The 26,924-nt window shown below is 42.7% G+C and carries 21 protein-coding genes; 6 read left to right on the forward strand and 15 right to left on the reverse strand.

The features are described from left to right. Positions 1–79 precede the first annotated feature (79 nt). The 4 genes from accC to acs all read right to left on the reverse strand — a co-directional run bounded on the left by accC (position 80) and on the right by acs (position 4,835). Positions 80–1,423, reverse strand: coding sequence for an acetyl-CoA carboxylase biotin carboxylase subunit (gene accC, locus C9J40_RS14690; RefSeq protein WP_105061397.1), 1,344 nt, complete (start codon positions 1,421–1,423; stop codon positions 80–82). Between the two features lie 14 nt (positions 1,424–1,437). Then, positions 1,438–1,908, reverse strand: coding sequence for an acetyl-CoA carboxylase biotin carboxyl carrier protein (accB, locus tag C9J40_RS14695; RefSeq protein ID WP_107247313.1), 471 nt, complete (start codon positions 1,906–1,908; stop codon positions 1,438–1,440). A gap of 27 nt (positions 1,909–1,935) precedes the next feature. Further along, complete coding sequence (gene aroQ / locus C9J40_RS14700; RefSeq protein ID WP_105061395.1) at positions 1,936–2,388, reverse strand: type II 3-dehydroquinate dehydratase; 453 nt, start codon at positions 2,386–2,388, stop codon at positions 1,936–1,938. Positions 2,389–2,885: 497 nt separating this feature from the next. Beyond that, the gene (gene acs / locus C9J40_RS14705) at positions 2,886–4,835 is read right to left on the reverse strand and encodes an acetate--CoA ligase (RefSeq protein ID WP_107247314.1); all 1,950 of its coding nucleotides are present in this window, start codon (positions 4,833–4,835) and stop codon (positions 2,886–2,888) included. Positions 4,836–5,220: 385 nt separating this feature from the next. On the opposite strand from acs, the gene C9J40_RS14710 reads away from it, so the two are divergent. Both C9J40_RS14710 and C9J40_RS14715 read left to right on the forward strand, forming a co-directional pair. Next, entirely contained in the window at positions 5,221–6,396 is a 1,176-nt protein-coding gene (locus C9J40_RS14710; RefSeq protein WP_107247315.1) for a 3-phenylpropionate MFS transporter, read from the forward strand. A gap of 170 nt (positions 6,397–6,566) precedes the next feature. Beyond that, positions 6,567–10,019: a PAS domain-containing hybrid sensor histidine kinase/response regulator gene (locus tag C9J40_RS14715; protein WP_107247316.1), complete on the forward strand. Its 3,453-nt coding sequence runs from the start codon at positions 6,567–6,569 to the stop codon at positions 10,017–10,019. A gap of 85 nt (positions 10,020–10,104) precedes the next feature. On the opposite strand, the gene C9J40_RS14720 is transcribed toward C9J40_RS14715, so the two are convergent. The 7 genes from C9J40_RS14720 to aspA all read right to left on the reverse strand — a co-directional run bounded on the left by C9J40_RS14720 (position 10,105) and on the right by aspA (position 17,472). Beyond that, on the reverse strand, positions 10,105–11,808 hold the full coding sequence (locus C9J40_RS14720; protein WP_107247317.1) for a sodium:solute symporter family protein: 1,704 nt from the start codon (positions 11,806–11,808) through the stop codon (positions 10,105–10,107). 11 nt (positions 11,809–11,819) lie between these two features. Further along, positions 11,820–12,086, reverse strand: coding sequence for a DUF4212 domain-containing protein (locus C9J40_RS14725; protein WP_005372635.1), 267 nt, complete (start codon positions 12,084–12,086; stop codon positions 11,820–11,822). A gap of 197 nt (positions 12,087–12,283) precedes the next feature. Next, positions 12,284–12,916, reverse strand: a complete 633-nt coding sequence (locus C9J40_RS14730; protein WP_107207973.1) for a MarC family protein — start codon at positions 12,914–12,916, stop codon at positions 12,284–12,286. A 145-nt stretch (positions 12,917–13,061) separates the two neighbouring features. Then, on the reverse strand, positions 13,062–13,691 hold the full coding sequence (locus C9J40_RS14735; protein WP_005372631.1) for a response regulator transcription factor: 630 nt from the start codon (positions 13,689–13,691) through the stop codon (positions 13,062–13,064). A gap of 159 nt (positions 13,692–13,850) precedes the next feature. After that, the gene (locus tag C9J40_RS14740) at positions 13,851–14,432 is read right to left on the reverse strand and encodes a thioredoxin fold domain-containing protein (protein ID WP_107207974.1); all 582 of its coding nucleotides are present in this window, start codon (positions 14,430–14,432) and stop codon (positions 13,851–13,853) included. 136 nt (positions 14,433–14,568) lie between these two features. Further along, on the reverse strand, positions 14,569–15,876 hold the full coding sequence (locus C9J40_RS14745; RefSeq protein WP_107247318.1) for an anaerobic C4-dicarboxylate transporter: 1,308 nt from the start codon (positions 15,874–15,876) through the stop codon (positions 14,569–14,571). 132 nt (positions 15,877–16,008) lie between these two features. Next, positions 16,009–17,472 carry an aspartate ammonia-lyase gene (aspA, locus tag C9J40_RS14750; protein ID WP_107207976.1) on the reverse strand — a complete coding sequence of 488 codons (1,464 nt, stop codon included), beginning with the start codon at positions 17,470–17,472 and terminating at the stop codon, positions 16,009–16,011. 446 nt (positions 17,473–17,918) lie between these two features. Here aspA and C9J40_RS14755 point away from each other — a divergent pair, with 446 nt between their 5' ends. Further along, positions 17,919–18,434 carry an FxsA family protein gene (locus C9J40_RS14755; protein ID WP_107207977.1) on the forward strand — a complete coding sequence of 172 codons (516 nt, stop codon included), beginning with the start codon at positions 17,919–17,921 and terminating at the stop codon, positions 18,432–18,434. A gap of 74 nt (positions 18,435–18,508) precedes the next feature. On the opposite strand, the gene C9J40_RS14760 is transcribed toward C9J40_RS14755, so the two are convergent. Further along, complete coding sequence (locus C9J40_RS14760; protein ID WP_107247319.1) at positions 18,509–19,882, reverse strand: MATE family efflux transporter; 1,374 nt, start codon at positions 19,880–19,882, stop codon at positions 18,509–18,511. 209 nt (positions 19,883–20,091) lie between these two features. Between C9J40_RS14760 and C9J40_RS14765 the strand changes: the two genes are divergently transcribed. After that, the gene (locus tag C9J40_RS14765) at positions 20,092–20,382 is read left to right on the forward strand and encodes a co-chaperone GroES (protein ID WP_005372610.1); all 291 of its coding nucleotides are present in this window, start codon (positions 20,092–20,094) and stop codon (positions 20,380–20,382) included. 41 nt (positions 20,383–20,423) lie between these two features. Then, the gene (groL, locus tag C9J40_RS14770; protein ID WP_105061388.1) at positions 20,424–22,067 is read left to right on the forward strand and encodes a chaperonin GroEL; all 1,644 of its coding nucleotides are present in this window, start codon (positions 20,424–20,426) and stop codon (positions 22,065–22,067) included. Positions 22,068–22,958: 891 nt separating this feature from the next. On the opposite strand, the gene C9J40_RS14775 is transcribed toward groL, so the two are convergent. The 3 genes from C9J40_RS14775 to epmB all read right to left on the reverse strand — a co-directional run bounded on the left by C9J40_RS14775 (position 22,959) and on the right by epmB (position 26,213). Then, a complete protein-coding gene (locus C9J40_RS14775) occupies positions 22,959–23,417 on the reverse strand; it encodes a molecular chaperone GroEL (protein WP_107247320.1) in 459 nt (152 codons plus the stop codon). A 433-nt stretch (positions 23,418–23,850) separates the two neighbouring features. Further along, positions 23,851–24,753: a 30S ribosomal protein S6--L-glutamate ligase gene (gene rimK / locus C9J40_RS14780; RefSeq protein WP_045137470.1), complete on the reverse strand. Its 903-nt coding sequence runs from the start codon at positions 24,751–24,753 to the stop codon at positions 23,851–23,853. 437 nt (positions 24,754–25,190) lie between these two features. Continuing rightward, entirely contained in the window at positions 25,191–26,213 is a 1,023-nt protein-coding gene (gene epmB, locus C9J40_RS14785) for an EF-P beta-lysylation protein EpmB (RefSeq protein ID WP_107247321.1), read from the reverse strand. Positions 26,214–26,246: 33 nt separating this feature from the next. Between epmB and efp the strand changes: the two genes are divergently transcribed. Next, complete coding sequence (efp, locus tag C9J40_RS14790; protein WP_008986072.1) at positions 26,247–26,813, forward strand: elongation factor P; 567 nt, start codon at positions 26,247–26,249, stop codon at positions 26,811–26,813. The last annotated feature ends 111 nt before the right edge of the window (positions 26,814–26,924 follow it).

The following is a 26,924-nucleotide window of genomic DNA, read 5'->3' on the forward strand; positions in this document are numbered from 1 at the left end:
ATCAATCGAGGTGAATTGAGATTGGGTATAAACAAAAAAGACTACCCGAAGGTAGCCTTTTATCGTCAAGCAAGTGCGCTTATTGCAGACCGAGTTTCTTCTCAAGGTAGTGGATGTTTGCGCCACCTTTTTGGAAGTTCTCGTCAGCCATAATATCTTGCTGAAGCGGAACGTTGGTTTTAATGCCGTCGATGATCATTTCGCTCAATGCATTACGCATACGAGAAATAGCGACATCACGATTTTCACCGTACGCAATTAACTTACCGATCATTGAATCGTAGTAAGGCGGTACTGTGTAACCTGAATAGATGTGTGATTCCCAACGGATACCCATACCACCTGGCGCATGGAAACGCTCGATAGTACCTGGGCAAGGTAGGAAACGCTCTGGATCTTCAGCATTAATACGACACTCGATAGCATGGCCACGAATTTGAATATCGCTTTGGCTAAATGACAGCGGTTGACCTGCGGCAATACGTAGCTGCTCTTTGATCAAGTCAACGCCTGTTACCATTTCGGTTACTGGGTGCTCAACCTGAATACGGGTGTTCATTTCAATGAAGTAGAACTCACCGTTTTCGTAAAGGAATTCGAATGTACCAGCGCCACGGTAATTGATTTCTAAACATGCACGAGTACAACGCTCACCGATGTACTTACGCATTTCTTCGGTAATGCCCGGTGCTGGTGCTTCTTCAACCACTTTCTGGTGACGACGCTGCATCGAACAGTCACGCTCACCTAAGTGAATCGCGCCACCTTGGCCATCAGCTAAGACTTGAACTTCAATGTGACGTGGGTTTTCAAGGTATTTCTCCATGTAAACCATGTCGTTATTGAAACAAGATTTTGCTTCAGCACGGGTCATTGCGATCGCTTCAGTCAATTCATTTTCTGAACGAACCACACGCATACCACGACCACCGCCGCCACCAGAGGCTTTGATGATCACAGGATAACCGATACGTTTAGCAAAAGATTTGTTCTTTGCTTCATCGTCATCAAGTGGGCCGTCAGAGCCAGGTACACAAGGTACGCCAGCTTTTTTCATTGCCGTAATAGCAGAAACTTTATCGCCCATTAGACGAATAGTGTCAGCTTTTGGACCTACGAAAATAAAGCCTGAACGCTCAACTTGTTCTGCGAAGTCAGCATTTTCAGAAAGGAAACCGTAGCCTGGGTGGATAGCGACTGCCCCTGTAATTTCAGCGGCACTGATAATACGAGGAATATTTAAGTAACTATCGATACCGCGTGCAGGACCAATACATACTGACTCGTCAGCAAGTAGAACGTGCTTAAGATCGCGGTCAGCGGTTGAGTGAACCGCAACCGTTTTAATCCCTAGCTCTTTACAAGCGCGCAAGATACGAAGTGCAATTTCACCTCGGTTTGCAATTACTAATTTATCTAACATAGCCAGAGCCTCGATTACTCGATGATGATAAGAGGCTGATCGAATTCAATCGCATCGCCGTCTTCTGCAAGAATAGCGACAACTTTACCGGCTTTGTCAGCTTGGATTTGGTTCATCATTTTCATCGCTTCAACGATACATAGTGTGTCGCCGATATTCACCGATTGACCAACTTCAACAAATGATTTTGCTTCAGGGCTTGGAGAGCGGTAGAAAGTACCAACCATAGGTGAAAGCACAGAGTGACCTGATGCAACAGGTGCTGGTGCTTCAGTTGCAGCTACAGGTGCTGCTGCTGGCGCTTCTACCGATGCAGTTGGCATAGGCTGTTGTGCCATTGGCGCTGCCATGTATTGTTGTGGCATTGCTGTTGCTGGAACGCTACGGCTGATGCGTACTGATTCTTCACCTTCAGAGATTTCTAGCTCAGCGATGCCTGATTCTTCTACAAGCTCAATTAGCTTCTTGATTTTACGAATATCCATTTATATTTCTCTTTTTATATTGTTCAGTTAGCTATCTGCATGCAGACGACGTACCGCTGCATTCAGGGCGAATTCATAGCCGTCAGGGCCTAAGCCACAAATCACGCCTACTGCTTTATCGGATAAGTAAGAATGATGACGGAAAGGTTCACGAGCGTGGACATTAGATAAATGCACTTCAATAAACGGAATGGCGACGCCGAGTAAGGCATCACGAAGGGCTACACTCGTATGAGTAAAAGCAGCAGGATTGATAATGATGAAATCGACCTTGCCATAAGCTTGATGGATTGCATCAATTAACACATGTTCCGCGTTGGATTGAATATGCTCTAATGCCACACCTAATTGGGTAGCTTTAGCAGTGAGCCCATCAACCACTTGAGTTAATGTTTGATGGCCATAATGGCCCGGCTCTCGTAGACCTAGTAAGTTAAGATTAGGTCCATTTATTAATAAAATTCGTTTAACGGTCGACATCTTGACGTATTTTCACTTGTTTATGAGGTTAAACTCTAACAACTTGCAGACTTATGCAATTTTGTTTCCGTGTGTCCGTTTTTTTACTGCTAAACGTTCATTGTTGAGCAATTATAGTGAATTCACCGCAAATCGCAGCAAAATACTGGTCTAATCACCACTTTTTTGTGCGAACACGTGTAAGCCTTAGTGAGGAGTGTCGTTACTATTAGAGGTTTTATCTTACGACAAGTTCACTCTACTAAGTGTAAGAATTTAGTAATAATTATGACTAAATTCGAACCATACCCACAAGATGAAAAACGGTAAAGTTTAGTCGATAATATTTGACGAATAAATCAACAATCAAGCTGTTGATTTATTCAGCATTGCGATCAAAGTGGCGTATTTTAGGCTGAGAATGCTGGTAGTTAGCTGAATTGAATGAAGATAAGGATGGAGAGAAAATAAAAAAGACCGCAATTGAGCGGCCTTTGTATATTGATAAAAAAGTTGAATTACATCACTTTTTGTTTTTCTTCAATGAGTCGATCAACGACGGTTGGATCAGCAAGTGTTGAAGTATCACCTAAGGTTGAGGTATCTCCAGTTGCTATCTTACGAAGAATTCGGCGCATGATCTTACCTGAACGGGTCTTCGGTAATGCATCTGTCCAGTGTAAGAAGTCTGGTGTGGCGATAGGACCGATTTCCTTACGTACCCAGTTTTTCACTTCTTTATGCAGTTCTGCACTTGGGATTTCACCATCGTTTAGGGTGATATAGGCGTAAATTGCTTGGCCCTTTATCTCATGTGGTACACCCACAATCGCCGCTTCTGCAATCTTATCGAAAGCAACGAGTGCAGATTCAATTTCAGCCGTCCCCATACGGTGACCTGAAATATTTAATACGTCATCGACACGACCTGTGATCCAGTAATAACCGTCTTCATCACGACGTGCGCCGTCACCGGTGAAGTACATGCCTTTAAAGGTAGAGAAATAGGTTTGTTCAAAACGTTCGTGATCGCCCCAAAGCGTACGCATTTGACCTGGCCATGAATCGGTCATGACTAAGTTACCGTCAGTCGCGCCTTCAAGGATATTACCGACGTTATCAACCAGTGCTGGTTGTACACCAAAGAATGGACGGGTTGCAGAGCCTGGTTTTAGTGCGGTAGCACCCGGTAGTGGGGTAATTAAGATCCCGCCTGTTTCTGTTTGCCACCATGTATCCACGATTGGGCAACGTTTGTCGCCAATTGTACGGTGATACCATTCCCATGCTTCAGGGTTAATGGGTTCGCCGACAGAGCCCATGATACGCAATGATAAACGGTTAGTACCTTGAATTGCTTCATCACCTTTCGCCATCAGAGCACGAATAGCGGTAGGTGCTGTGTATAAAATGCTGACTTGGTGCTTATCCACCACTTCACTCATGCGACTGGTTGATGGGTAGGTTGGTACACCTTCAAATAATACCGTGGTTGCACCATTAGCAAGTGGCCCGTATACCAAGTAGCTGTGACCTGTGATCCAACCCACATCAGCAGTACACCAGTACACATCACCTTCTTGGTAATCAAATACATATTTAAACGTCATCGTGGCGTAAACCAGATAGCCACCTGTAGTGTGAAGTACACCTTTAGGCTTACCTGTTGAGCCTGACGTATAAAGAATAAACAGAGGATCTTCAGCGTTCATTGGCTCAGGAGCACAGTGAGCCGAAGCCACTGCTGTTGCTTCATGCCACCATACATCGCGATCATCATTCCAAGCAACTTCACCGCCTGTACGTTTAAAGACAACCACTTTTTCAACCGTCGTTACTTCAGGGTTGACTAGCGCGTCATCGACATTTTTCTTAAGGGGAACGGCACGACCACCACGTACGCCTTCATCAGCAGTCACAACCACTTTTGCATTTGAATCGATAATACGTCCAGCCAAGGCTTCCGGAGAGAAACCGCCAAAGACGATAGTGTGCACCGCACCAATACGGGTACAAGCGAGCATTGCAATTGCCGCTTCGGCAACCATTGGCATGTAAAGACACACTACGTCACCTTTACGTACACCTTGGCTCTTCAGGGCGTTAGCAAACTGACAGACTTCTTGATGTAATTCATTGTAGGTTAGGATGGCGTCATCATTAGGATCATCACCTTCCCAAATAATTGCTGCTTGATCGCCTTTGGTCGCGAGGTGGCGGTCAATACAGTTAGCAGAGACATTAAGCTCACCGTCTTCAAACCATTTTATGCTGACGTGGCCGGTATCAAATGAGGTGTTTTTAACTTTAGTAAATGGTGTCATCCAATCAACGATTTGGCCATGTTCACGCCAAAAACCTTCAGGGTTAATCACTGATTGCTGATACATCTCACGGTATTGCTCTTCATTGATATGAGCTGTTTTTGCGATGGTCTCATTGACCGGATAAACGTGAACCTCACTCATCCTATTCTCCTTGAGTTCTTATACTTTCTGCGCCCTGCATCCTTAGCCGATGTAATAAGGGTGAGCAAACTGACTTTTTATAGTTGTTTTGTGCTGCGTATACGTTGTGCCATTTTGTGTGTGTCTACAATTAGACTTTAGGATGAGAGAGCTGGATCAAAGGGCGTAAATGCAAGTTACATGGATTTTTCATGACAATTTGTAGATGAATATAGGAACTTGAGTGATAGCGTGAGGCGAATAAAAATTAAAAGGAGATCTCCGTCGCACTATTAGAGTAATTATGTGTTGTTAGTGGGGTTAAATTGCGGACTGACATTAGTTTGAGAAGGAAACTACGTCATAATATGTTGCTTTTTTATTCACCACATTATGCGAGATCACTATGTTTACACGTTCGCCCTACAGCTGGAGCTCACAATACTTGTGGGGCTTCTTCTTCTCTTACGGTGTTTACCTGCCATTTTGGGCTATTTGGTTTAAGCATATTGGAGTGGATGATTCTGATATTGGGTTGCTGTTGGGCTTAGGTTTTACAGTTCGTTGTATTGCGAACTTAGTGATAACACCACGTATTCACAAGGTAGAGCATCTTATTCCGGCACTTAGAGGCTTTACTCTGCTAGGTCTCGTTGCCTGTATTCTTTATATTGTCGGTGGCGGGGGATTATGGGTACTAGCTGCTGTCACTATCTTATTTAATTTATCCGCAGGGCCTATCGTGCCCATCTCTGATGCGATCGTGAATCATTATGCTAAAGGAGGGCTAGTGGATTACGGTCGTACTCGGCTTTGGGGGTCAATTGCGTTTATTGCTGGCTCTACCATTGTCGGTCTACTGGCAAATCACTATGGTGCCGATATTATTCCGTGGGTGGCATTATCTGGATTAGCTTTCTCACAAATCATGGCTGCGCGTAATCCTGCGATAATGCCGGTTGATGAGGGCAGTGTAGAGCAAGTGCGCCCTGCGTTATGGGGTATTTTACGCAATAGTGTGGTGATAAAATTGCTCGTCATTGCTTCTTTATTGCAAGGTAGTCATGCTGCTTATTATGGTTTTAGCTCTATCTATTGGCAGAAAATTGGTTTTAGTGAATCAATGATTGGTTACCTATGGAGCTTCAGTGTTGCTGCAGAAGTGATGGTATTTCTGGTTAGTAAGCGCTTATTTTCTGGCTGGTCAGTAAATAATATGTTTCGCTTAGCAGCATTCGGTGTCTTGGTGCGATGGGGATTAACCGCCACTTTGACAGAGCAGTGGCTGATGTTCCCCGTTCAAGCTTTACATGGCGTAACTTTTGCTGCAGCTCACTTAGCGGCGATTCGCTATATTCAACAACAGCCGAGTAACCATTCTGTTGCGCTGCAATCGCTATATAATGCGATTCCTCTTGGGGCGGTAATGGCAATATTAACGTCGATGAGTGGATGGATGTATGGCAATTGGGGCGCGAATGTGTTTTGGATCATGGCTGCGATGGCTTTTCCGGTGTTCTTTATTCGTTTAACGCCTTCTCAACAGATCGCGGCGACCGACTATCAAACCAGTAAAGCATAGTGATTACTAACTTCTACTTTAAAGCGCAGTCTTGATGGCTGCGCTTTTTTATTGCGATAAAGAAAAGAGAAGGCTCACTATCTTACTGAGAGAACTGTGATCAGACAGGATTGAGTAAGCTGTGACAACTTAGTTACAGTGGTGAATCAGTTTTAAAAGGATGATGTGTGATGGTACAGGGATGGATTGTTATAACCGTATCACTGGTATATCTCGGCGTACTGTTTGCGATTGCATGGTATGGCGATAAAAAAAGCCAATGGTTAGCAGGGTGGCGACCGTGGATATATAGTTTATCCATTGCGGTGTATTGTACCTCGTGGAGTTTTTTTGGCACGGTGGGACAAGCTAGCCGTGAGCTGTGGTCTTTCCTTCCCATTTATCTCGCGCCAATTATCGTATTTACTTTAGGCTGGAAAGTCTTAGCTCGGCTGATCTTTATTGCTAAGCGAGAACACATTACTTCAATAGCGGATTTCATTGCAGCCCGTTACGGAAAATCGCAAGGTTTAGCCATGCTCGTCACCGTGATCGCGGTGATAGGTATTTTGCCTTATATCGCGTTGCAGTTGCGTGGCATTACGCTGGGGCTTGAACAGATCACGCCGAATTTAGGCGAAATGTTTAATCAAGAAGGGTTAGATACTGCGTGGATAGTGTCCGGTGTATTAGCATTATTTTCTATTTTGTTTGGTACTCGGCATATTGATTCCACCGAGCACCACCGCGGTATGATGATGGCGATAGCGTTTGAGTCATTGATCAAGCTTGCAGCGTTTCTCGCGGTTGGCATTTTCGCGCTGAGTTTATTTCAAACCGCTCCTCAGCTTAATGCGCTAAGTTTGCAATCACTTACTTACACGTCACCTAATATTGGTAGTTTATTTATTCATATGCTACTTACCATGGCGGCAATTATCTGTTTGCCACGTCAATTTCATACCATTGTGGTGGAAAACCATAGCCAAGCTGATTTACATAAAGCGCGTTGGATCTTTCCTTGTTACCTGTTCTTAATGGGGATTTTTGTTATTCCCCTTGCTTTGATTGGCCAGCAATTACTACCGAATGTTTCAGCAGATACTTACGTAATTAATTTACCGTTACAGCAAGGTGCGAACGGTATTGCGCTGCTCGCTTTTATTGGGGGGGCCTCTGCGGCGACAGGAATGGTGATTGTTTCAACCATCGCTTTGGCAATTATGGTATCGAATGATTTAGTGATGCCCTTAATGTTACGTCGAGTACGCATTGGGCCGCGTAATTTTTCAGCTTTTTCTGGCTTATTATTAAATGTCCGTCGGGTGTTAATTGCGGTGTTATTACTTGCAGCATGGGGCTTTTATCATGTGCTAGATAACGTTCATTCACTGTCGGCGATAGGTTTATTGTCATTTGCTGCGATTGCACAATTTGCTCCAGCGTTGCTTGGCGGTATTTACTGGCGCTTTGGTAATAAAAAAGGGGTGTATACCGGTTTAGTTGGTGGGATGACGATTTGGCTTATTACCATGATGAGCCAAACCAGTATGTTGGCAGGGGATGCGGGCAGTAATGTTTTACTGTGGTTATTAAGTCCACCACAACTGCCTATTTTACGAAGCTTGACTTCTGTTGATTGGGGCATGTTGTTGAGCTTATGTGTCAATGTTAGTTTGTTTGTCGGGGTTTCATTAATAACACGCTCGTCACTCACTGAGCGTTTACAAGCGGCTTCTTTTGTTGGTGCTTCTCCTGCAGAAACGGAAGATGGAAGCTTATATCAAACCCGTGTGACGGTCGCTGAATTAGAAATGTTGGCTTCTCGTTTTGTTGGCCGTAAACGCGTTCGCCATGCATTTGCTCAGTTTGCCGAGCAGCAAGGTAATCGCTTAGAGCCTCAGCAACAAGCTTCTGCCAGTATGATCCGCCATACCGAAAGAGTATTGGCTGGCGTTTTTGGTGCCTCTTCAGCAAGGTTAGTGCTTACTTCTGCCTTGCAAGGAAGAAACATGCAATTAGAAGAAGTCGCAACGATTGTTGATGAAGCTTCTGAGTTGTTTGACTTTAGCCGAGGGTTATTACAAGGAGCGATTGAGCATATTAGCCAAGGTATCGCTGTGGTTGATAAACAGCTTCGGCTGGTGGCGTGGAACCAACGGTATTTAGAGCTGTTTTCTTTTCCTCCCGGTTTGATCCAAGTTGGTCGCCCTATTACTGATGTGATTCGGTATAACGCTGAGCAAGGATTATGTGGCCCCGGCGATCCTGAAGCACATGTAGCTAAACGAGTTGAGCATTTACAGCGGGGAACGGCACATACGTCATCGCGAATTCGGCCTGATGGACAAGTGATAGAAGTGCAAGGTAATCCAATGCCTGGTGGTGGTTTTGTGATGAGTTTTAGTGATATTACCGCGTTTCGTCAGGTTGAAATGGCATTAAAAGAAGCCAATGAAAACCTTGAAGCGCGAGTTAAAGAGCGGACCCAACAGCTTGAACAATTGAATCATCAATTAATGATAGCCACTCAGCAAGCGGAGCAACAAGCGCAATCCAAAAGTCGCTTTTTAGCGGCGGTGAGTCATGATTTGATGCAACCGCTCAATGCTGCGCGCCTTTTTTCATCTTCGTTAACTGAAGTTGCTGAGGGCAAAGAAAGTGCGCGTTTAGCCACTCATATCGAAAGTGCATTAGGCGCAGCAGAAGATCTGATTGGAGATCTGTTGGATGTTTCTCGTTTAGAAGCAGGTAAATTACAAACACATATTGTGCCGTTTAAAGTCAGTGATGTGCTTAATACATTATCGGCTGAATTTGGTGCTTTAGCGCAACAACAAGCGATCACCTTTGATGTGGTATGCAGTGATGCGGTGATCATCTCAGATGCCAAGCTCTTACGCCGTGCTTTGCAAAATTTCTTAACCAATGCTTTTCGTTATAACCCTAGCGGTAAAGTGTTGTTAGGTGTGAGGCGTCGAGGCCTGCGTTTGCAGATTGAGGTTTGGGACAATGGACCGGGGATCCCGATAGAAAAGCAGACCAATATCTTTGATGAATTTACCCGTATAGAACAAACAGGGAGCGAGCATGGCTTGGGATTAGGGCTGGCGATTGCGCGTGGGATCTCACGGGTATTGGATCACCCATTAGATTTACGCTCATGGCAGGGAAAAGGCACAGTCTTTTCGTTATCAGTACCATTAGGTAATGCGTCTATGCTAGCTGCTTGTACGCAGGTATCCACAACTGAGATCAAAGCGCCATTAGCTGGGCTGAAAGTGCTGTGTGTCGATAATGAAAATGACATTTTATTAGGAATGGAAACCTTACTCACTCGCTGGGGTTGTGAGGTTAAATTAGCTGAAAATCTTGATGAAGCTATGTGTGCTCTCGAACAACAGTGGCAACCCGATGTTATCTTTAGTGATTACCATTTATCCCATCAACAAACAGGATTAGAAGTATTGCTGCAATGCCGTTCAAGGTTAGGTGATAGTTTTAAAGGGGTGGTGATTAGCGCAGATAGAATGACCGAAAATCAGGCCGCGATCCGAGGCCATGGTTTTGGATTTATCAGTAAACCAGTTAAGCCATTAAAGCTTCGCGCGGTACTGAATCAATGTTTGCCTGTAGAAGCATAATGTGAATTAGTACAAAGAAAAAGGCGGAGTCCAATGGACTCCGCAAAAGCTAGGGAAGTATAGCTAAGGAGAAGTGAGGTATTGCTTAGTGATCTTGGGCAGCGCCAGAGCCTTGAGGGAAGCGGATAGATTCCACCATCTCTTGGACATCATCAGGTACTTCGGCAGTAAACTTATTCACCACAATCGCGACAACAAAGTTTAGACACATACCAAGCGTACCGATCCCTTCTGGGCTAATACCAAAGAACCAGTTGTCAGGTGTACTTGCTGCAGGGCTAATAAATTTGAAGTAAATAATGTAAGCTGCAGTGAAAGTAATACCCGAAATCATGCCTGCTATCGCCCCTGATTTATTCATCTTCTTATAGAAGATCCCAAGAATAATGGCAGGGAAGAAAGACGCGGCGGCTAAGCCGAATGAGAAAGCAACTACTTGAGCAACAAAGCCAGGTGGATTAATTCCTAAGTAGCCCGCACCCACAATCGCTACGGCGGCACCAATACGGGCGGCGAGTAACTCTTGTTTGTCGGTCATGTTCGGTTTCAAGCCTTTTTTCAGTAAATCATGTGAAATAGAGGTGGATATCACCAGTAGTAACCCTGCAGCGGTTGATAGTGCGGCAGCTAAACCACCGGCGGCAAGCAGTGCGACAACCCAGTTAGGTAACTTAGCTAGTTCAGGGCTGGCTAATACAATGATGTCACGGTTGATCTTCATTTCATTACGATCATCGCCAGAGTAGAACATCTTGCCGTCATTATTTTTATCTTCCCACGCGACAAGGCCCGTTTTTTCCCAGTTTTTCACCCAACTAGGTGCTTGCTCGGCAGGAACCCCTTTCATGTCTGGGCCATTGATCGTATCAATCATATTGACACGGGCAAATGCGGCAACAGCTGGTGCGGTAGTGTATAAAATGGCAATAAAGACTAATGCCCAGCCCGCTGATACGCGTGCATCTTTTACTTTTGGTACAGTGAAGAAACGGATAATTACGTGAGGTAGACCTGCAGTACCCACCATAAGAGCGGCACAGATGAAGAACACATCGACCATACTTTTTGAACCATCGGTGTAAGCGGTGAAGCCAAGTTCAGTGGTTAAACCATCAAGCTTTTCAAGTAGATACGTTTCAGAACCATTGACCGTTGATCCCAAACCAAATTGTGGTATAGGGGATCCTGTCATCATTAAAGAAGTAAAAATAGCGGGAACCATGAAGGCAAAAATTAACACACAATATTGCGCGACTTGGGTATAGGTGATCCCTTTCATACCACCCATTACTGCGTAGAAGAAGACGATCCCCATACCGATAATGATCCCCATGTTGATATCCACTTCTAAGAAACGAGCGAATACCACCCCGACTCCACGCATTTGGCCTGCTACATAAGTGAATGAAACAAAAATGGCACAGAACACAGCCACCATGCGGGCAGTTTTAGAGTAATAACGATCGCCGATAAAATCAGGTACCGTAAATTTACCGAATTTACGTAAGTAAGGTGCCAGACATAGCGCTAATAATACGTAGCCGCCAGTCCAACCCATTAAGTAGACGCCACCATCGTAACCAATGAATGAGATGATCCCTGCCATTGAAATAAATGAGGCGGCTGACATCCAGTCTGCAGCTGTTGCCATGCCGTTAGCGACAGGGTGGACACCACCGCCAGCAACATAGAACTCACTGGTTGATCCTGCACGAGCCCAAATCGCAATACCGATATAAATGGCGAATGTAATGCCGACGAGAATAAAGGTCCAAGTTTGAATATCCATGTGACGCTTCCTTAATCTTCCTGAACGTTGAATTTACGATCGAGTGCATTCATGCGATTAACATAAACAAAGATCAGAATGACAAAGGTATAAATCGCCCCTTGCTGCGAGAACCAAAAACCTAACTTAAAACCACCAATTTGAATGGTATTGAGGGCATCAACAAATAAGATCCCTGCGCCATACGAAACACCAAACCAGATTGCTAGTAGCGATCCCATGATACTGAGATTTTCTTTCCAATAGGCTTGTGCTTGCTCCTTGGATGCGAACGCCATTGTTATCTCCTTCACAATTTCAAATACGATATTTATTGTTAATAAATTGTTACGAAAGAAACAATAGCAATGAAAGTAGATTCTATCTGTGCAACTTTAGTCGAGGGTAAAAAAGCAAAAACGCCCTGATGAGGGCGTTTTTGTGAGCGGTAAATCGCTTTTTATAATGAAGACGGCAATTATGATTAGCCAAAAGTCTAAGTTAATAGGTAGAAATCTTTTATACCCATTAAAAGATTATTGACGGCAACAGCGGCCAATATTAATCCCATGACACGGCTGATGATCGCCGCGCCTACATTACCAATGTATTGTTGGATTTTATTGGCGCCAAGTAAGAGTAATAAGGTAATCAGTAATACCGATATCATCACCAGTGTCGTAATGATTTGTTCACTGATGGCGTAGCGATTGTTATCTGTCAGCATCACGATAGCCATCATGGCGCCAGGAGATGCAATGGAGGGAATAGCAAGTGGGTAGACAGCTAAGCTGCCCAACTCTGAATGAGCGACTTCTTCTTTGCTCATTTTACATTCTTGATCGACTTTACCCTCACCAAAAATCATGGTTAAGGCAAAAAGTAGTAGAACGAGCCCGCCAGCGGCTTGAAAAGCGGGCAATGGAATTTGCATCGCTTCTAATAGTACCTGACCGACAATAACAAAAAATAATAATACACCTGTTGCAATAGCAACGGCTTTTAAAGCAACAATACGCTGTTGCTGTGCAGTTAATTGTTGGGTTTGAGAAAGGTAAACCGGGACTGAACCGATAGGATCAATCACAGCCCAAATAAGAACAAATTGAGTCACTAAGGCAGTAAGCAAACGCCCCTCCATAAGCTAAGGCAATGAAATAGTGTGAGTAGCCGCTTACGAGTGTATCAAAATATTCAATTGTGATGGTTAGTCACATTTTATTTAAGGCATGATAACGTAACAAAATATTATCAGGCCGATAGTGAAAAGGGCGTTATAGATCCAGCTGTTGCAACAATATAACGGCTTGGGTTCTATTTTTGACTTCAAGCTTGCGAAATATCGCGGTCATGTGTGCTTTTATCGTTGCTTCAGAAACGGTTAGCTCGTAAGCAATCTGTTTGTTGAGCAAGCCATCTGACAACATGCCTAATACTTTATATTGCTGTGGCGTTAGGGTGGCAATTTTATCTGCTAGATCTCGATAAGCGTTATTGTTATCTGCGATGTCTTCAGGAAAAAAAGGTTCACCATCGAGGACTTGATTCAGTGCAGAGATCAACGCACGCATATCACTAGATTTTGGAATAAAGCCAAATGCACCATGACTATGAACCTGACGAATGACTTTTTCTTCTTCACTGGCAGAGATCACAACAGTCGGTAGTTCTGGGTATTGTTGACGAAGTTGGATTAATCCAGACATGCCATTTGCACCAGGCATTTTGAGATCGAGTAACAGCAAATCGACATCAGGCTCTTTTTCTAACAACGCAAATAGAGAATCAAGGGAGTCTGCCTCGAGCAGGTTCGCACCGCTAATCGCCATATGGACCGATTGAAACAGGGCATTACGAAACAGAGGATGATCATCGGCAATAACGATAGTGTGCTGAGCTTCCATGGCAGTACTTTTTTTATTATTAATAAACTAACGCTAACACTTCACTGATCACTGCGCAATTTTCATACCATAAAGATCTGAAGTTGATCCTTAATCATTCACTTTAGTTGTAACTCAACACTTCTATTTTGTTAAATGTGACTGTTTTTCTGCAAATAGTTACTGGAGATGCAGTGCTTGTTGGTGCAGGTGTTCACTAAATTTACTGGCATCCATAAACCCTGTTACTCGGGCTTTCGTTGCTTGGTTACCGTTATTATCCCAGAACAATAATGTTGGGAAACCTATGACATTTAGCTGTTGCATCAACGCTAGATCTTGTGGGGTATTAGCGGTCACATTCGCTTCGAGTAAGGTGTATTTCTGTAATTGCATCGCCACGGATGGTGAAGGGAAGACTTCTTTTTTGTAGGTAATACAAGGCGCACACCAATCAGCGGTTACGTCCAGCAATACCGGTTTATGTTGGCTTGCTGCGTCTGCTAACGCTAGATCTAAATCATCAATAGATTGAATAGAGATAAAAGTAGTGGTCGAAATGAGCTGAGCTTGGCGTTCTAAATGTTTAATCGTGGTAAAGAGGAAAATAGAGCACAGACCAATAATGATCCCAAGTCCAATGCTATATAACCCTTTATATGGGATAGGGTGGCGGCAGATAAACCAGAGTGTTCCGCAAGATAACAGGATACATATAATCGTTATCGCCATGATAATCGGGTAATTAGTTAATAACATCATAGTGATAACTCTTATCTTTGGGGATGTTATTAGCTTAGCAAGAATTTCATCAATTTGTGTAAATGGATGTCAAAGTTAAGACAAAAAAAGATTGCTCGAGAGCAATCTTTTTTAAAATTGGAATGTGTATTTGGTATTACAGCAAGAAGCCGCCAACAGCAAAACCAAGTGCTACGGAAGTCGCTATCGTAACGACACCAGGGATAAAGAATGGGTGGTTAAAGACAAGGTTACCAATACGGGTGGAACCTGTGTCATCCATTTCAACGGCTGCCAATAGGGTTGGATAAGTAGGCAGAACGAACAATGCACTCACTGCTGCAAATGAAGCAATCATAGTTAGCGGTGCGACGCCAATCGCCAATGCTGCTGGCATCAGTGCAACAGTTGTTGCGCCCTGAGAGTAAAGTAGCATTGATGCAAAGAATAATACCAGTGATAGCATCCATGGGTATTCACCTAATAGAGAACCAGCAACTTCCTTGATACCATCAACGTGGGCGTTAACAAATGTTGAACCTAACCATGCCACACCTAATACACAGATACAGGCAGTCATACCTGAACGGAACGTCGGCGCAGAAGCAATTTTTGATGCGTCAATCTTACATAACCAAACGGTAGCTGCAGCTGCTGTTAGCATTACCGACATGATTGCTTCGTTACGACCTAGAGTTGGGTTGTCAATTAAGCCAATAGAGTGCGAAATAGCAGCGGCGTAGCAAACGACAAAGATAATCGCGACTAAAAAGATGTAAGTTGCCCGTTTTGCTTGAGGTTTAATTTCGCGACGGCTTGTATTATCAGCCGTTACTAGACCTTTTGCTAGGCGTTCTTGATAAATAGGATCATCTTTTAGCTCACACCCCATAAAATTGGCAACAAAAGCGCCAACCATACAAGCAATGAATGTTGTAGGGATACAGATTGCCAGTAGTGTTACGTAGCTTACGCCGATAGGTTCTAAAATACCGGAGAAAGCAACAACGGCCGCAGATATTGGGGATGCAGTAATTGCAATTTGTGAGGCAATAACGGCAATAGAAAGAGGGCGAGATGGGCGAATACCTTGGCCTTTAGCCACTTCTGCAATAACCGGTAAGGTTGAAAATGCGGTATGTCCAGTACCTGCCATTACCGTCATTAAGTAGGTCACGATTGGCGCATAGAAAGTAATGCGCTTTGGATTTTTACGCAGAAAATCTTCTGCAAGTTGTACCAGCCAGTCCATACCGCCCGCGACTTGCATGGCGGCAATGGCAGTGATCACTGACATAATGATTAAGATAACATCGACAGGGATAAATGATTGGCTGGTAGGCACACCTAACACTAGCGATAAAACAATAACGCCTGCACCACCGGCGAAACCAATCCCGATCCCACCAATCCTTGCCCCTAAAAAGATAAAGGCAAGGACAACAAAGAGCTCTATTCCAATCATAGAATTTTTCCTGTTTAAAAGTTTAAAAAATAGAAGTTAAAAATAAAAAGTTTGAGGTAAAAACAAAAAATTTCGCAAAAAAAAGCGGATCCTCTAGTGAAAATCCGCTGTATTACTCAGGTACCGCTACGCTTAGTTATAGCGCTGTGCCTTGTATTGAGGGTGCATTAAGTTTTCGATGGAGAAGATATCATCTAATTGCTCTTCCGTCAGCAAGCCGCGCTCTAGCACCACTTCACGGACGCTCTTACCGGTTTCAGCACAGATTTTACCTACGATATCGCCTTCATGGTGACCAATGAATGGGTTTAAGTAAGTCACGATACCGATAGAGTTAAACACGTAGCTCTCACAGACATCTTGATTGACTGTGATGCCTTCGATACATTTCTCACGTAAATTAACACACGCATTTTTAAGCAAGCTGATTGATTCAAACAACGCTTGGCCAATCACAGGCTCCATGACGTTAAGTTGAAGCTGACCTGCTTCTGCTGCAAAAGTAATGGTTGTATCGTTACCAATTACTTTAAAGCAAACTTGGTTAACCACTTCTGGGATAACAGGGTTTACTTTTGCAGGCATGATAGATGAGCCTGCTTGCATTTCAGGAAGGTTGATTTCGTTCAAACCAGCACGAGGACCAGAAGACAGTAGACGTAGATCGTTACAGATCTTAGAGAGTTTCACCGCAGTACGTTTTAGCGCGCCGTGAACCATAACATAAGCGCCACAGTCAGATGTTGCTTCGATCAAGTCTTCTGCTGGGGTAACAGGTAGGCCTGTAATTTCAGCTAGACGTTGAACCGCTAGGTGTTGGTAACCTGTCGCTGCATTCAAACCAGTACCGATAGCCGTCGCACCTAGGTTGACTTCAAGCAGTAGCTGCGCGGTGTAATGCAGGTTTTTGATTTCTTCTTTTAACAACACACTATAAGCATGGAATTCTTGGCCTACCGTCATTGGTACAGCGTCTTGTAGCTGAGTACGGCCCATTTTTAAGATGCTAGCAAATTCCGTTGCTTTCACATCGAAGGCTGTCTTTAGGTACTCTAATGCTTCTAGCATGTTAATGATGCTGTTATATACCGCAACACGGAAACCAGTAGGGTAAGCACAGTTAGTCGATTGTGACTTGTTTACGTGATCGTTCGGGTTAATGATGTCATATTCACCTTTCTTTTTGCCCATAAGCTCAAGAGCAAGGTTTGCAATCACTTCATTGGTGTTCATGTTGACAGATGTGCCAGCGCCGCCTTGGTATACATCAGAAGGGAATTGATCCATACAACGGCCTGTTTCTAAAATAAGATCACAAGCTTGCTCGATGTAGTTACCGACTTCTGAAGGGATCGCACCCAGTTCTTTGTTCGCCATCGCTGCAGCTTTTTTGGTGAAAACCATGCCGCGAACAAACTCAGGTACGTCTGAGATGGTGGTATTAGAGATATTAAAGTTTTCGATTGCACGTAGAGTGTGAATACCCCAATACGCGTCTGCTGGAACGTGACGCTCACCAAGAAGATCTTCTTCGATTCGAGTTGCAACATTCAGTGCTGCTTCGTTATTTTTTTCAAGATCAATCATCTGAGACATAATATAGCCCTTTGGGAATCTTTTAATAAAATCAATGATTAAGCCAACTGTCTAAGCAAAGGGTCCGTTTTGCTAAGTTGAAGCAAGATGATCGTACCTGACATCTTAATTGATGCTGATGATACTCCCCTGATTGGCTAAAAACATAATCCAGATCACTTTTTACGTGAGCCTGAAAATATTTGCACAGAAACGCGATCCTACTCACAAAAGTTGTTAACAGGAGGGGTGGCTTATTTATCTAAAAATGAAAAGAAATAACAAAATATGAACAAGTTGTTTGAGGGGGAAATGTGTATTTAAGGTTTAGTGCAAAAAGAACTGTTGAATTATTTGTTAACGATTTTTTATCTTAGGCGACACGGTATTTAGCGTTTAAACATGTAATACTATATTGAGTCATTCAGCGTTTTGAATACCGATACGTTATAAAAAAGAGGTTAGGTGTGTTTGCAATATTAATGCTGCTTTTTATCGCCGTTCCAATGATTGAAATTGGTCTATTTATTCAGGTCGGTGGCTTTTTAGGTTTTTGGCCGACCATGATGCTAGTGTTTATTACTGCCGTGGTTGGGGCTTCTTTGGTACGTAGCCAAGGATTAGCGACATTAATGTCTGTACAAACAAAGATGCAGCAAGGGCAAATGCCAGCACAAGAAATTGTTGAAGGTGTACTGTTAGCCGTTGCTGGAGTGTTATTGCTTACGCCTGGATTTATGACAGATGCATTAGGCATGTGTATTTTACTGCCGCCTATTCGTGCCAAAATTGCACAGCAATTAATGCAGCGCGTAAAAGTGCAGAGCAACTTTAATCAGTTTGGTGGCGGTTTTAGCTCAGGGTTTGATGGGCAATCAACTGGGCCGTTTAGTCATAAAAATGACAATGGTGATGTTTTCGATGGTGAATTTGAACGTAAAGATGATCAAAATAACAACCATCAAAACCCACGTTTAAAGTAGGTCTTTAAACGTAGTATATAAAAAGTTATTAATAAAAAAGGCAGCGTTAGCTGCCTTTTTTATATTTACACTATTCATATTTTAGAGGGGATAACGAGCGAAGATAAGGTCGTTTTTCGTAATCGCCGTGCATACAAATAAGCACAAATACCACCAATAACATTGGCAATGGAGATGCCGATAAAGAGCCCTTTCGTACCATAGTACAAGCTGCCTACCCAAGCGCTTGGTAGCAGAAAACCAAATAAACGTAACAGGTTCCAAATCAGTGCGTTGACGGTTTTATGTAATGCATTGAGCGCGCTAATGAGTAGCATACATACTGCTTGTAAACCATAACTAGCTGGTACGACTAATAAATAATGCCACAGTTGATGTTGTACTGTGGCATCACGAGAAAACAGTGAAGCTAATGGCACACTGAGTGGCACCATGGCGATAAAAATCAACAGTTGGAATAAAATCGCAAAATGCATGGCAGTAAAAAGCGCCTTAAAAGCCCGTTCCGGTTTATTGGCGCCAAGGTTTTGCGCCATAAACGGCATTAATGCTGAGCCCAATGCCATCATCCCTATCACTAAAATTGATTCAATACGCATCGCGGCACCGAATGCGGCAACTGATGCGGTACCTTGCGCGGCAAGCAATGACATTAATAGAGCGCTCGATAATGGATTGAGTGCGTTTGATAATCCAGCAGGCGCGCCAATATGTAAAATCTGCTGCCAATCAGATTTTAATTTTAGGAGGACTGGCATTGTGAGTAATTTTTCACGGCGATGGAGCAAATACAATGATGCGGTTAATGCTACAGCCCAACTGATCCCGCTTGAGATAGCAGCGCCTTTCACTCCTAATTCTGGAAACGGCCCGTAACCAAAGATCAATAAAGGATCGAGGATACCGTTAATTAAACCAGCTATGATCATAATTTTAGCTGGGCTTTTGGCATCGCCTGTTGCGCGTATTGCACTGTTACCCGTCATAGGGATCACCAATAAGGGGATTGCGATGTACCACACAGTCATATATTCGTGGATGATTGGCAGTAAATCCGCACTGGCGCCCATTAAGGAAAAGAGTGGATCTATCGTTAGCCACCCAACTGTTGAACCTAACACCATTAAAATAACGGCAAGCAATAAACCATGTGTGGTAAGCCTTGCTGCACTTTTGGTATCACCACTTCCGAGTAAACGTCCAATGCTGGTGGAGATCCCAACACTCATGCCCATGGTGATACAGTTCAGACCAAAGGTAACGGGAAATGTAAAACTGACCGCGGCTAATGCATTGGTGCCAAGTAGTGAGATAAAAAATGTATCAACCAGATTAAACATTAAAATAGCAATCATACCGAATACCATTGGTACAGCTAAACGGCGTAATGCATCTGGGATCGGATCGGATAATAAGCCGTATTTATCAGGCTTGTTGTTGGTTTCCATGGCGGTCTCATTGTAAGGATGCTTGCATACCCTAATGCAAAGAATGTGATCGGGCAAAAGTTCTCAAATAAATAATGAAAAAAAATTGGTCTACACCTTGGGTTCTCTCATATTAGACCCAACATGATTAGATAATAGAAAAGTCGCCAAACATCAGTTTGTGTGTACATTCATGTATGGAAATTACCAATTATCAGGAGAGACGACCGATGAATATTCGTCCTTTACACGACCGTGTTATCGTTGAGCGCCAAGAAGTTGAATCTAAGTCTGCTGGCGGCATTGTATTAACAGGTTCTGCGGCTGAAAAATCAACACGCGGCAAAGTACTTGCAGTAGGCAAAGGTCGTATTTTAGAAAACGGTTCTGTTCAGCCACTTGACGTTAAAGTTGGCGACACTGTTATCTTTGCTGAAGGCTACGGCACTAAGACTGAAAAGATCGATGGCAAAGAAGTTCTAATCATGTCTGAAAATGACATCATGGCAATCGTTGAATAATCCGATCACATCGAATTAAAAATTAAGAAAGGAAACGCAAGATGGCTGCTAAAGACGTTAAATTTGGTAACGACGCACGAATTAAAATGCTAGAAGGTGTCAACATTCTAGCTGACGCAGTAAAAGTAACATTAGGTCCTAAAGGCCGTAACGTTGTACTAGACAAATCATTTGGTGCACCAACGATTACTAAAGATGGTGTTTCTGTTGCGCGTGAAATTGAACTGGAAGATAAATTCCAGAACATGGGCGCACAAATGGTGAAAGAAGTTGCATCACAAGCTAACGATGCGGCGGGTGACGGCACAACAACAGCAACAGTACTTGCACAAGCGATCATCGCTGAAGGTCTAAAAGCAGTCGCTGCGGGTATGAACCCTATGGATCTTAAGCGCGGTATCGACAAAGCGGTTATTGCTGCGGTTGAAGAGCTAAAAGCGCTATCTGTTCCATGTGCTGATACAAAAGCTATCGCACAAGTAGGTACAATCTCTGCGAACTCTGATGCAACTGTGGGTAACCTAATTGCTGAAGCGATGGAAAAAGTAGGCCGTGATGGCGTTATCACCGTTGAAGAAGGCCAAGCACTTCAAGACGAACTAGACGTTGTTGAAGGTATGCAGTTTGACCGTGGCTACCTATCTCCATACTTCATCAACAACCAAGAAGCGGGTTCTGTTGATTTAGAAAGCCCATTCATCCTATTGGTTGATAAGAAAGTATCAAATATCCGTGAACTTCTTCCTGCATTAGAAGGCGTTGCTAAAGCATCTCGTCCTCTACTTATCATCGCAGAAGACGTTGAAGGTGAAGCGCTAGCAACATTAGTTGTGAACAACATGCGTGGCATCGTGAAAGTGGCCGCTGTTAAAGCACCTGGTTTCGGTGACCGTCGTAAAGCAATGCTTCAAGATATCGCAGTACTAACAGCAGGTACCGTGATTTCTGAAGAGATCGGTCTTGAGCTAGAAAAAGTTCAGCTAGAAGATCTTGGTCAAGCTAAGCGTGTAACTATCACGAAAGAAAACACAACAATCATCGACGGTTCTGGTGAAGAAGCGATGATTCAAGGTCGTGTTGCACAAATTCGTCAACAAATTGAAGATGCAACATCTGACTACGACAAAGAAAAACTTCAAGAGCGTGTCGCTAAACTTGCTGGCGGCGTAGCGGTTATCAAAGTTGGCGCAGCAACTGAAGTTGAAATGAAAGAGAAGAAAGACCGCGTAGAAGATGCACTACACGCAACTCGCGCAGCGGTTGAAGAAGGCGTTGTTGCAGGTGGTGGTGTTGCACTTATCCGCGCAGCATCTAAAGTTGCAGGCCTTACTGGCGACAACGAAGAGCAAAACGTGGGTATCCGTGTAGCACTTCGTGCAATGGAAGCACCTATCCGTCAAATCACGAAGAACGCAGGTGATGAAGAATCTGTTGTTGCTAATAATGTACGTGCAGGTGAAGCGAACTACGGTTATAACGCAGCAACTGGCGAGTACGGTGATATGATTGAAATGGGTATCCTAGACCCAACAAAAGTAACTCGTTCAGCACTTCAGTTCGCAGCATCTGTTGCTGGTCTTATGATCACGACAGAAGCAATGATTACTGACAAAGCGACTGATACTCCTGCAATGCCTGATATGGGCGGCATGGGTGGTATGGGTGGCATGGGCGGTATGATGTAACCCATTAATAACAGTAGAGATTTTTCTCTTAGTTATTTGAAAAGCCGAGCATGATGCTCGGCTTTTTTATTGCCTGATAAATATAGAACCAATATACGTAACATTGTTTTTATTGTTGTACATAGTTTGTCGGGAATATTCCTAAAAAAGCTGCACAAAAATAAAGTTATTTTAAAACAATGAGTTATGTAAGTGTTACGATGTGTTAGCTTATACCGTTGAAAGTGTACACCTATTTGCTGTTCTTGTTATATAAAGGTCTTCGTCTTGTCCTGTTACTCTCTCTAATACACTCAAGATAAAAGTAAGGCGTGATTGTTATAATCAAGCATATAATCAGAAAAAATCATGTACAGCATTGTGCCTTAAAAATACCAATAACCACTATTTTGAGTGATAAGCATATAAGAGTTTATATTCCCATCTTTTAAATCAAATTGTGTTTTTATGTTTTTATTGTATATAAACTCAATTAAGCCACTTAATTGCCATTAATATATTAGAGCATGTTTTTTGTGAAATAAGATTAAAAATGTGTTCAATAAGTATTGGTTTAATAATTACTTAATCAAACTATCGACTTTGACGTGGTCGATAAATATGATTTTTCTAGTATATTAACCTCTATGAACCATTGCTCATCTAGAAAAAAGCCCTAAAAGCTGTACGTTGTTTTTATTGTTTTATTTCAATAAGTTATGTTGGAATTAAAAGGCGCTATAAATGCGATTGTATTTGAGCATAAAAAAGCTGTAATTTTTTCATTTAGCTGTACAGGTTAGTTCGGAGAGGAGATTTTGATGTCTGATAGGGCTGGAAACGATGGTGTTTAGTTATAAAAACGCCCCTGTATTTAAGCAGAGGCGTAGTGAATATCAAAAAGGGAGTCTATTAGCTCTCGCTAGGCAGGTTATCCTGATTTAATGAGACCCACGCAGCCATAAAGCAAATAATGAACGACTGGATGAAACCACGTAAATCGATATCACCTTGAACTAATACATCATCGGCGTTAGTTTCCATGTTAAAAGATACGGTACGATCCGTTATGCTGAAGAATACACGACCAACCAGTACTAAGTTCTCACCATTATCGTCTGGGTTGTAAACCATACCTGCGCCAATTTGATCGTGTTCAGTGATAGGTAAAGCGCTAAACGCTAACTTTTCAGCTCCTTCAAAGCCAAAGCCAGCGTAATGCTTACTTGGATCTTCTTGTTGTAATAGCTGAGAAAGCATCTCTGTATAAGTCTCTAGGGCTTCTTCTGGTACATCTTTAGTATTTACCTGTCCCATGTCAAAAGGCTTTTCATCTTCAATCATAGCAACGTTATAGGTAAAGTCTGTCATCGTTAATCCTTTGATTTTTAATATCATCATCATTATATAACGTACTACGTTAACGTAATTTTGAACGGTCTGATAGTATTAATCTCATCAGTGATTAGTGGATGTTTTAACGATCACAGTTATAGGAATGTGGCGATATATTGTTCCAAACTTTGCTTTGTCAGTGAAGAAGTAAGCTGTTACTTACTAACTATATTAATAATAAATAAGGTATAAAGAACTTAGCGGTATAAAAGCTTTAGTTTATTGAGGAAAAATCTTAAAAAGCTGTACAGAATTAACTTATTTATAATCAATAGGTTACCCTGATTATTTGAGGTTTTGGCTTGCGGAGTGTTTTGTTCTGCTTTTTGCTGTATTTTTCGTGAAAAGCTGAACTTTATTTAAGTTCATAGTTGCCGTTGTTATGTTTCATAACAACGGCGAGTTCAAGTTATTGATTTAATTGAAACCTTTTGCTCTTGTTGGCATTTTTTTCAATATATTCGATGATCATACCAGCAATATCTTTGCCTGTTGCCGCTTCAATGCCTTCAAGGCCAGGTGATGAGTTGACTTCCATGATTAATGGACCACGGTTAGAACGCAGTAAATCTACACCCGCAACGCTTAATCCCATTGCTTTCGCTGCTGCAATCGCCGTTTTACGCTCTTCTGGTGTAATACGGATCAGTGATGCACTTCCACCACGGTGTAGGTTTGAGCGGAACTCACCTTCAGCTGCCTGGCGCTTCATTGACGCAATGACTTTATCGCCAATAACAAAACAACGGATGTCGGCGCCACCGGCTTCTTTAATATATTCCTGAACCATAATATTGGCTTTTAAGCCCATAAAAGCCTCAATCACACTCTCTGCTGCTTTTTGAGTTTCAGCTAATACTACGCCAATCCCTTGAGTACCTTCTAATAACTTAATAACCAAAGGTGCACCACCGACCATTTTGATTAAATCAGGTACGTCATCTGGTTTACTCGCAAAGCCGGTAACAGGCATACCAACACCTTTGCGGCTTAATAACTGTAATGAACGTAGTTTGTCGCGTGAACGGGAAATAGCAATGGATTGATTGACAGGGAAGACACCCATCATTTCAAACTGACGTAATACAGAGCAGCCATAAAAGGTAATGTCTGAGCCAATACGCGGAATAATGGCATCAAAACCTGTTAAATCATTGCCCTCAAAGTGAATTGAAGGCTGCACAGAGTTGATGTTCATATAACAACGCAGTGCATTAATAATCACAGCTTCATGTCCTCGTTGCTCACAAGCTTCAACAAGGCGACGGGTGGAGTATAGGTTAGCGTTTTGCGACAAAATGCCAATTTTCATTGCGTTACTCGCGACAAATAAGAGGTGATAGTCAGCAGCGTTAAGTTTGGCGAACTTGTTAAATATATGCCGCTGTATGAGTCGCGACTATGCGCTTAAAACAATAAAAAATCGATAGCCGTAAAGATGATTTTTTTTGATTGTGTTGGATAAATTTATTTATCGAATAAGTAAAAGTAACATGATGTTCTTTTTAATGTAAGTAAAAAGAACATCATGTTACCTATTCTTAGTTGTTATTTTACTGGAAAAGCTGTACGTGTTATTTTAGTTTTTAATAATCAATGTGTTATGATTGGTTTATTATGTTACTTTAAGTGATTGTTATAGTGTGGTCACCTTTTTGGTGTAATTAATTCGAAAAGGTGTTTATTTTGTTTTTGGTGTAAAAAAAGACGATTTAATCGTCTTTTTCGTGTTGCTGTTGGGTTTATGGCCTATTCAAGCAGTAAGTCCAGCGGCGTTTTACTTGCTCGTCCACCGACTTCTCTGGTGAGTTTAGGGACGAGATACCCTGAGACTTGGGTGATTAATCCGGCCATTAATTGACGAGCCGTTTCATCATCTACCATATAATGCGCAGCGCCTTGCACGCGGTCTAAAACGTGGAGGTAATAAGGCTGAATACCTGCATCAAATAATGCTTCGCTAAGGTCTGTTAATGTCTTTACCGAGTCATTAATGCCTTTTAGCAGTACGCCTTGGTTAAGTAAGGTGACATTGGCTTGTTTTAGCTTCTGCATTGCTGTTTTTAGCGCATCATCGATTTCGTTGGCATGATTAATATGAGTCACCAAAATCGTTTGTAAACGCGTCTCTGCCAGTATTTGACACAAGCTATCGGTAATACGGTTAGGGATCACCACTGGTAGCCTGCTGTGGATACGTAGGCGCTTGATATGAGGTATTGCTGAAATATGCTCAACAAGCCATTGGAGCTCATGATCTTTAGCCATTAACGGGTCGCCACCGGATAAAATCACTTCATTGATTTCAGGATGGGCGGCGATGTACGCCAGGCTCTGCTGCCATTGATGCTTGTTACCTTTATTGTCGCTATATGGAAAATGACGACGGAAACAATAACGGCAGTTGACCGCACAGCCACCTTTGACTATCAGCAATACACGATTGTGGTATTTATGCAGTAACCCTGGAATATCGTTCTGCTGCTCTTCTAGGGGATCGACAGAGTAACCTTGGTGAACTTCGAATTCTTGCTCTAAGGGTAAAATTTGACGTAAAAGTGGGTCATGTGGGTTGCCGATTTCCATTTTTTCAACAAAGCTCAATGGAACACGTAGCGCAAACAGCTTCCTTGCGGCGAGGCCATTTTCCCATGGTGTGGGATCAATTTTGAGCAATTTGAGTAACTGAAAGGGATCAGATATCGCATTCGATAGATCATTAAGCCAGTTTTGCTCAACAGATGGCACGTTTAGGGGTATGATATGCGACATTAAATACAACTCGAAGATGTTAAGAGGATTAGAATGGCGTCTTTCAGCACCAATGAATTCCGCGGCGGAATGAAAATTATGCTAGATAATGAACCATGTGTCATTATCGAAAACGAATTTGTTAAGCCTGGTAAAGGTCAAGCGTTCAACCGCGTACGAATCCGTAAACTTATTTCTGGTAAAGTTTTAGAGAAGACTTTTAAATCAGGTGAATCAGTTGAAGCTGCGGACGTAATCGATACTGATCTTGATTACCTATATAACGATGGTGAATTCTACCACTTCATGAACAACGAAACGTTTGAGCAAATTGCTGCTGACGTTAAAGCGGTTGGTGAGAATGCTAAGTGGCTAGTTGAAAACAACACTTGTACGCTAACACTTTGGAACGGTAACCCAATTGCTGTTACTCCACCAAACTTCGTTGAGCTAGAAGTGACTGAGACAGATCCTGGTCTTAAAGGTGATACACAAGGTACTGGCGGTAAGCCAGCAACACTAAGTACGGGTGCTGTTGTTCGTGTACCTCTATTTATCGCTATCGGCGAAGTGATCAAAGTTGATACTCGCTCTGGTGAATACGTAAGCCGTGTTAAGTAATTAATCGGTTTATAAGGTCGTTATATTATTAACGATGAAAAGGTCGCGTAAGCGGCCTTTTTTGTTTCTATTTTTTGATATTGATGGAAAAAGGTAAATTAGAAACGGTTG

The organism is Photobacterium sp. GB-72, assembly GCF_003026095.1.
In the GTDB taxonomy this organism is placed as follows: Bacteria; Pseudomonadota; Gammaproteobacteria; order Enterobacterales; family Vibrionaceae; genus Photobacterium.

Coding starts and splice junctions, on each gene's coding strand:
- accC (WP_105061397.1), bottom strand. CDS start 1,423: ATGTTAGATAAATTAGTAATTGCAAACCGAGGTGAAATTGCACTTCGT.
- accB (WP_107247313.1), bottom strand. CDS start 1,908: ATGGATATTCGTAAAATCAAGAAGCTAATTGAGCTTGTAGAAGAATCA.
- aroQ (WP_105061395.1), bottom strand. CDS start 2,388: ATGTCGACCGTTAAACGAATTTTATTAATAAATGGACCTAATCTTAAC.
- acs (WP_107247314.1), bottom strand. CDS start 4,835: ATGAGTGAGGTTCACGTTTATCCGGTCAATGAGACCATCGCAAAAACA.
- C9J40_RS14710 (WP_107247315.1), top strand. CDS start 5,221: ATGTTTACACGTTCGCCCTACAGCTGGAGCTCACAATACTTGTGGGGC.
- C9J40_RS14715 (WP_107247316.1), top strand. CDS start 6,567: ATGGTACAGGGATGGATTGTTATAACCGTATCACTGGTATATCTCGGC.
- C9J40_RS14720 (WP_107247317.1), bottom strand. CDS start 11,808: ATGGATATTCAAACTTGGACCTTTATTCTCGTCGGCATTACATTCGCC.
- C9J40_RS14725 (WP_005372635.1), bottom strand. CDS start 12,086: ATGGCGTTCGCATCCAAGGAGCAAGCACAAGCCTATTGGAAAGAAAAT.
- C9J40_RS14735 (WP_005372631.1), bottom strand. CDS start 13,691: ATGGAAGCTCAGCACACTATCGTTATTGCCGATGATCATCCTCTGTTT.
- C9J40_RS14740 (WP_107207974.1), bottom strand. CDS start 14,432: ATGATGTTATTAACTAATTACCCGATTATCATGGCGATAACGATTATA.
- C9J40_RS14745 (WP_107247318.1), bottom strand. CDS start 15,876: ATGATTGGAATAGAGCTCTTTGTTGTCCTTGCCTTTATCTTTTTAGGG.
- aspA (WP_107207976.1), bottom strand. CDS start 17,472: ATGTCTCAGATGATTGATCTTGAAAAAAATAACGAAGCAGCACTGAAT.
- C9J40_RS14760 (WP_107247319.1), bottom strand. CDS start 19,882: ATGGAAACCAACAACAAGCCTGATAAATACGGCTTATTATCCGATCCG.
- C9J40_RS14765 (WP_005372610.1), top strand. CDS start 20,092: ATGAATATTCGTCCTTTACACGACCGTGTTATCGTTGAGCGCCAAGAA.
- groL (WP_105061388.1), top strand. CDS start 20,424: ATGGCTGCTAAAGACGTTAAATTTGGTAACGACGCACGAATTAAAATG.
- C9J40_RS14775 (WP_107247320.1), bottom strand. CDS start 23,417: ATGACAGACTTTACCTATAACGTTGCTATGATTGAAGATGAAAAGCCT.
- rimK (WP_045137470.1), bottom strand. CDS start 24,753: ATGAAAATTGGCATTTTGTCGCAAAACGCTAACCTATACTCCACCCGT.
- epmB (WP_107247321.1), bottom strand. CDS start 26,213: ATGTCGCATATCATACCCCTAAACGTGCCATCTGTTGAGCAAAACTGG.
- efp (WP_008986072.1), top strand. CDS start 26,247: ATGGCGTCTTTCAGCACCAATGAATTCCGCGGCGGAATGAAAATTATG.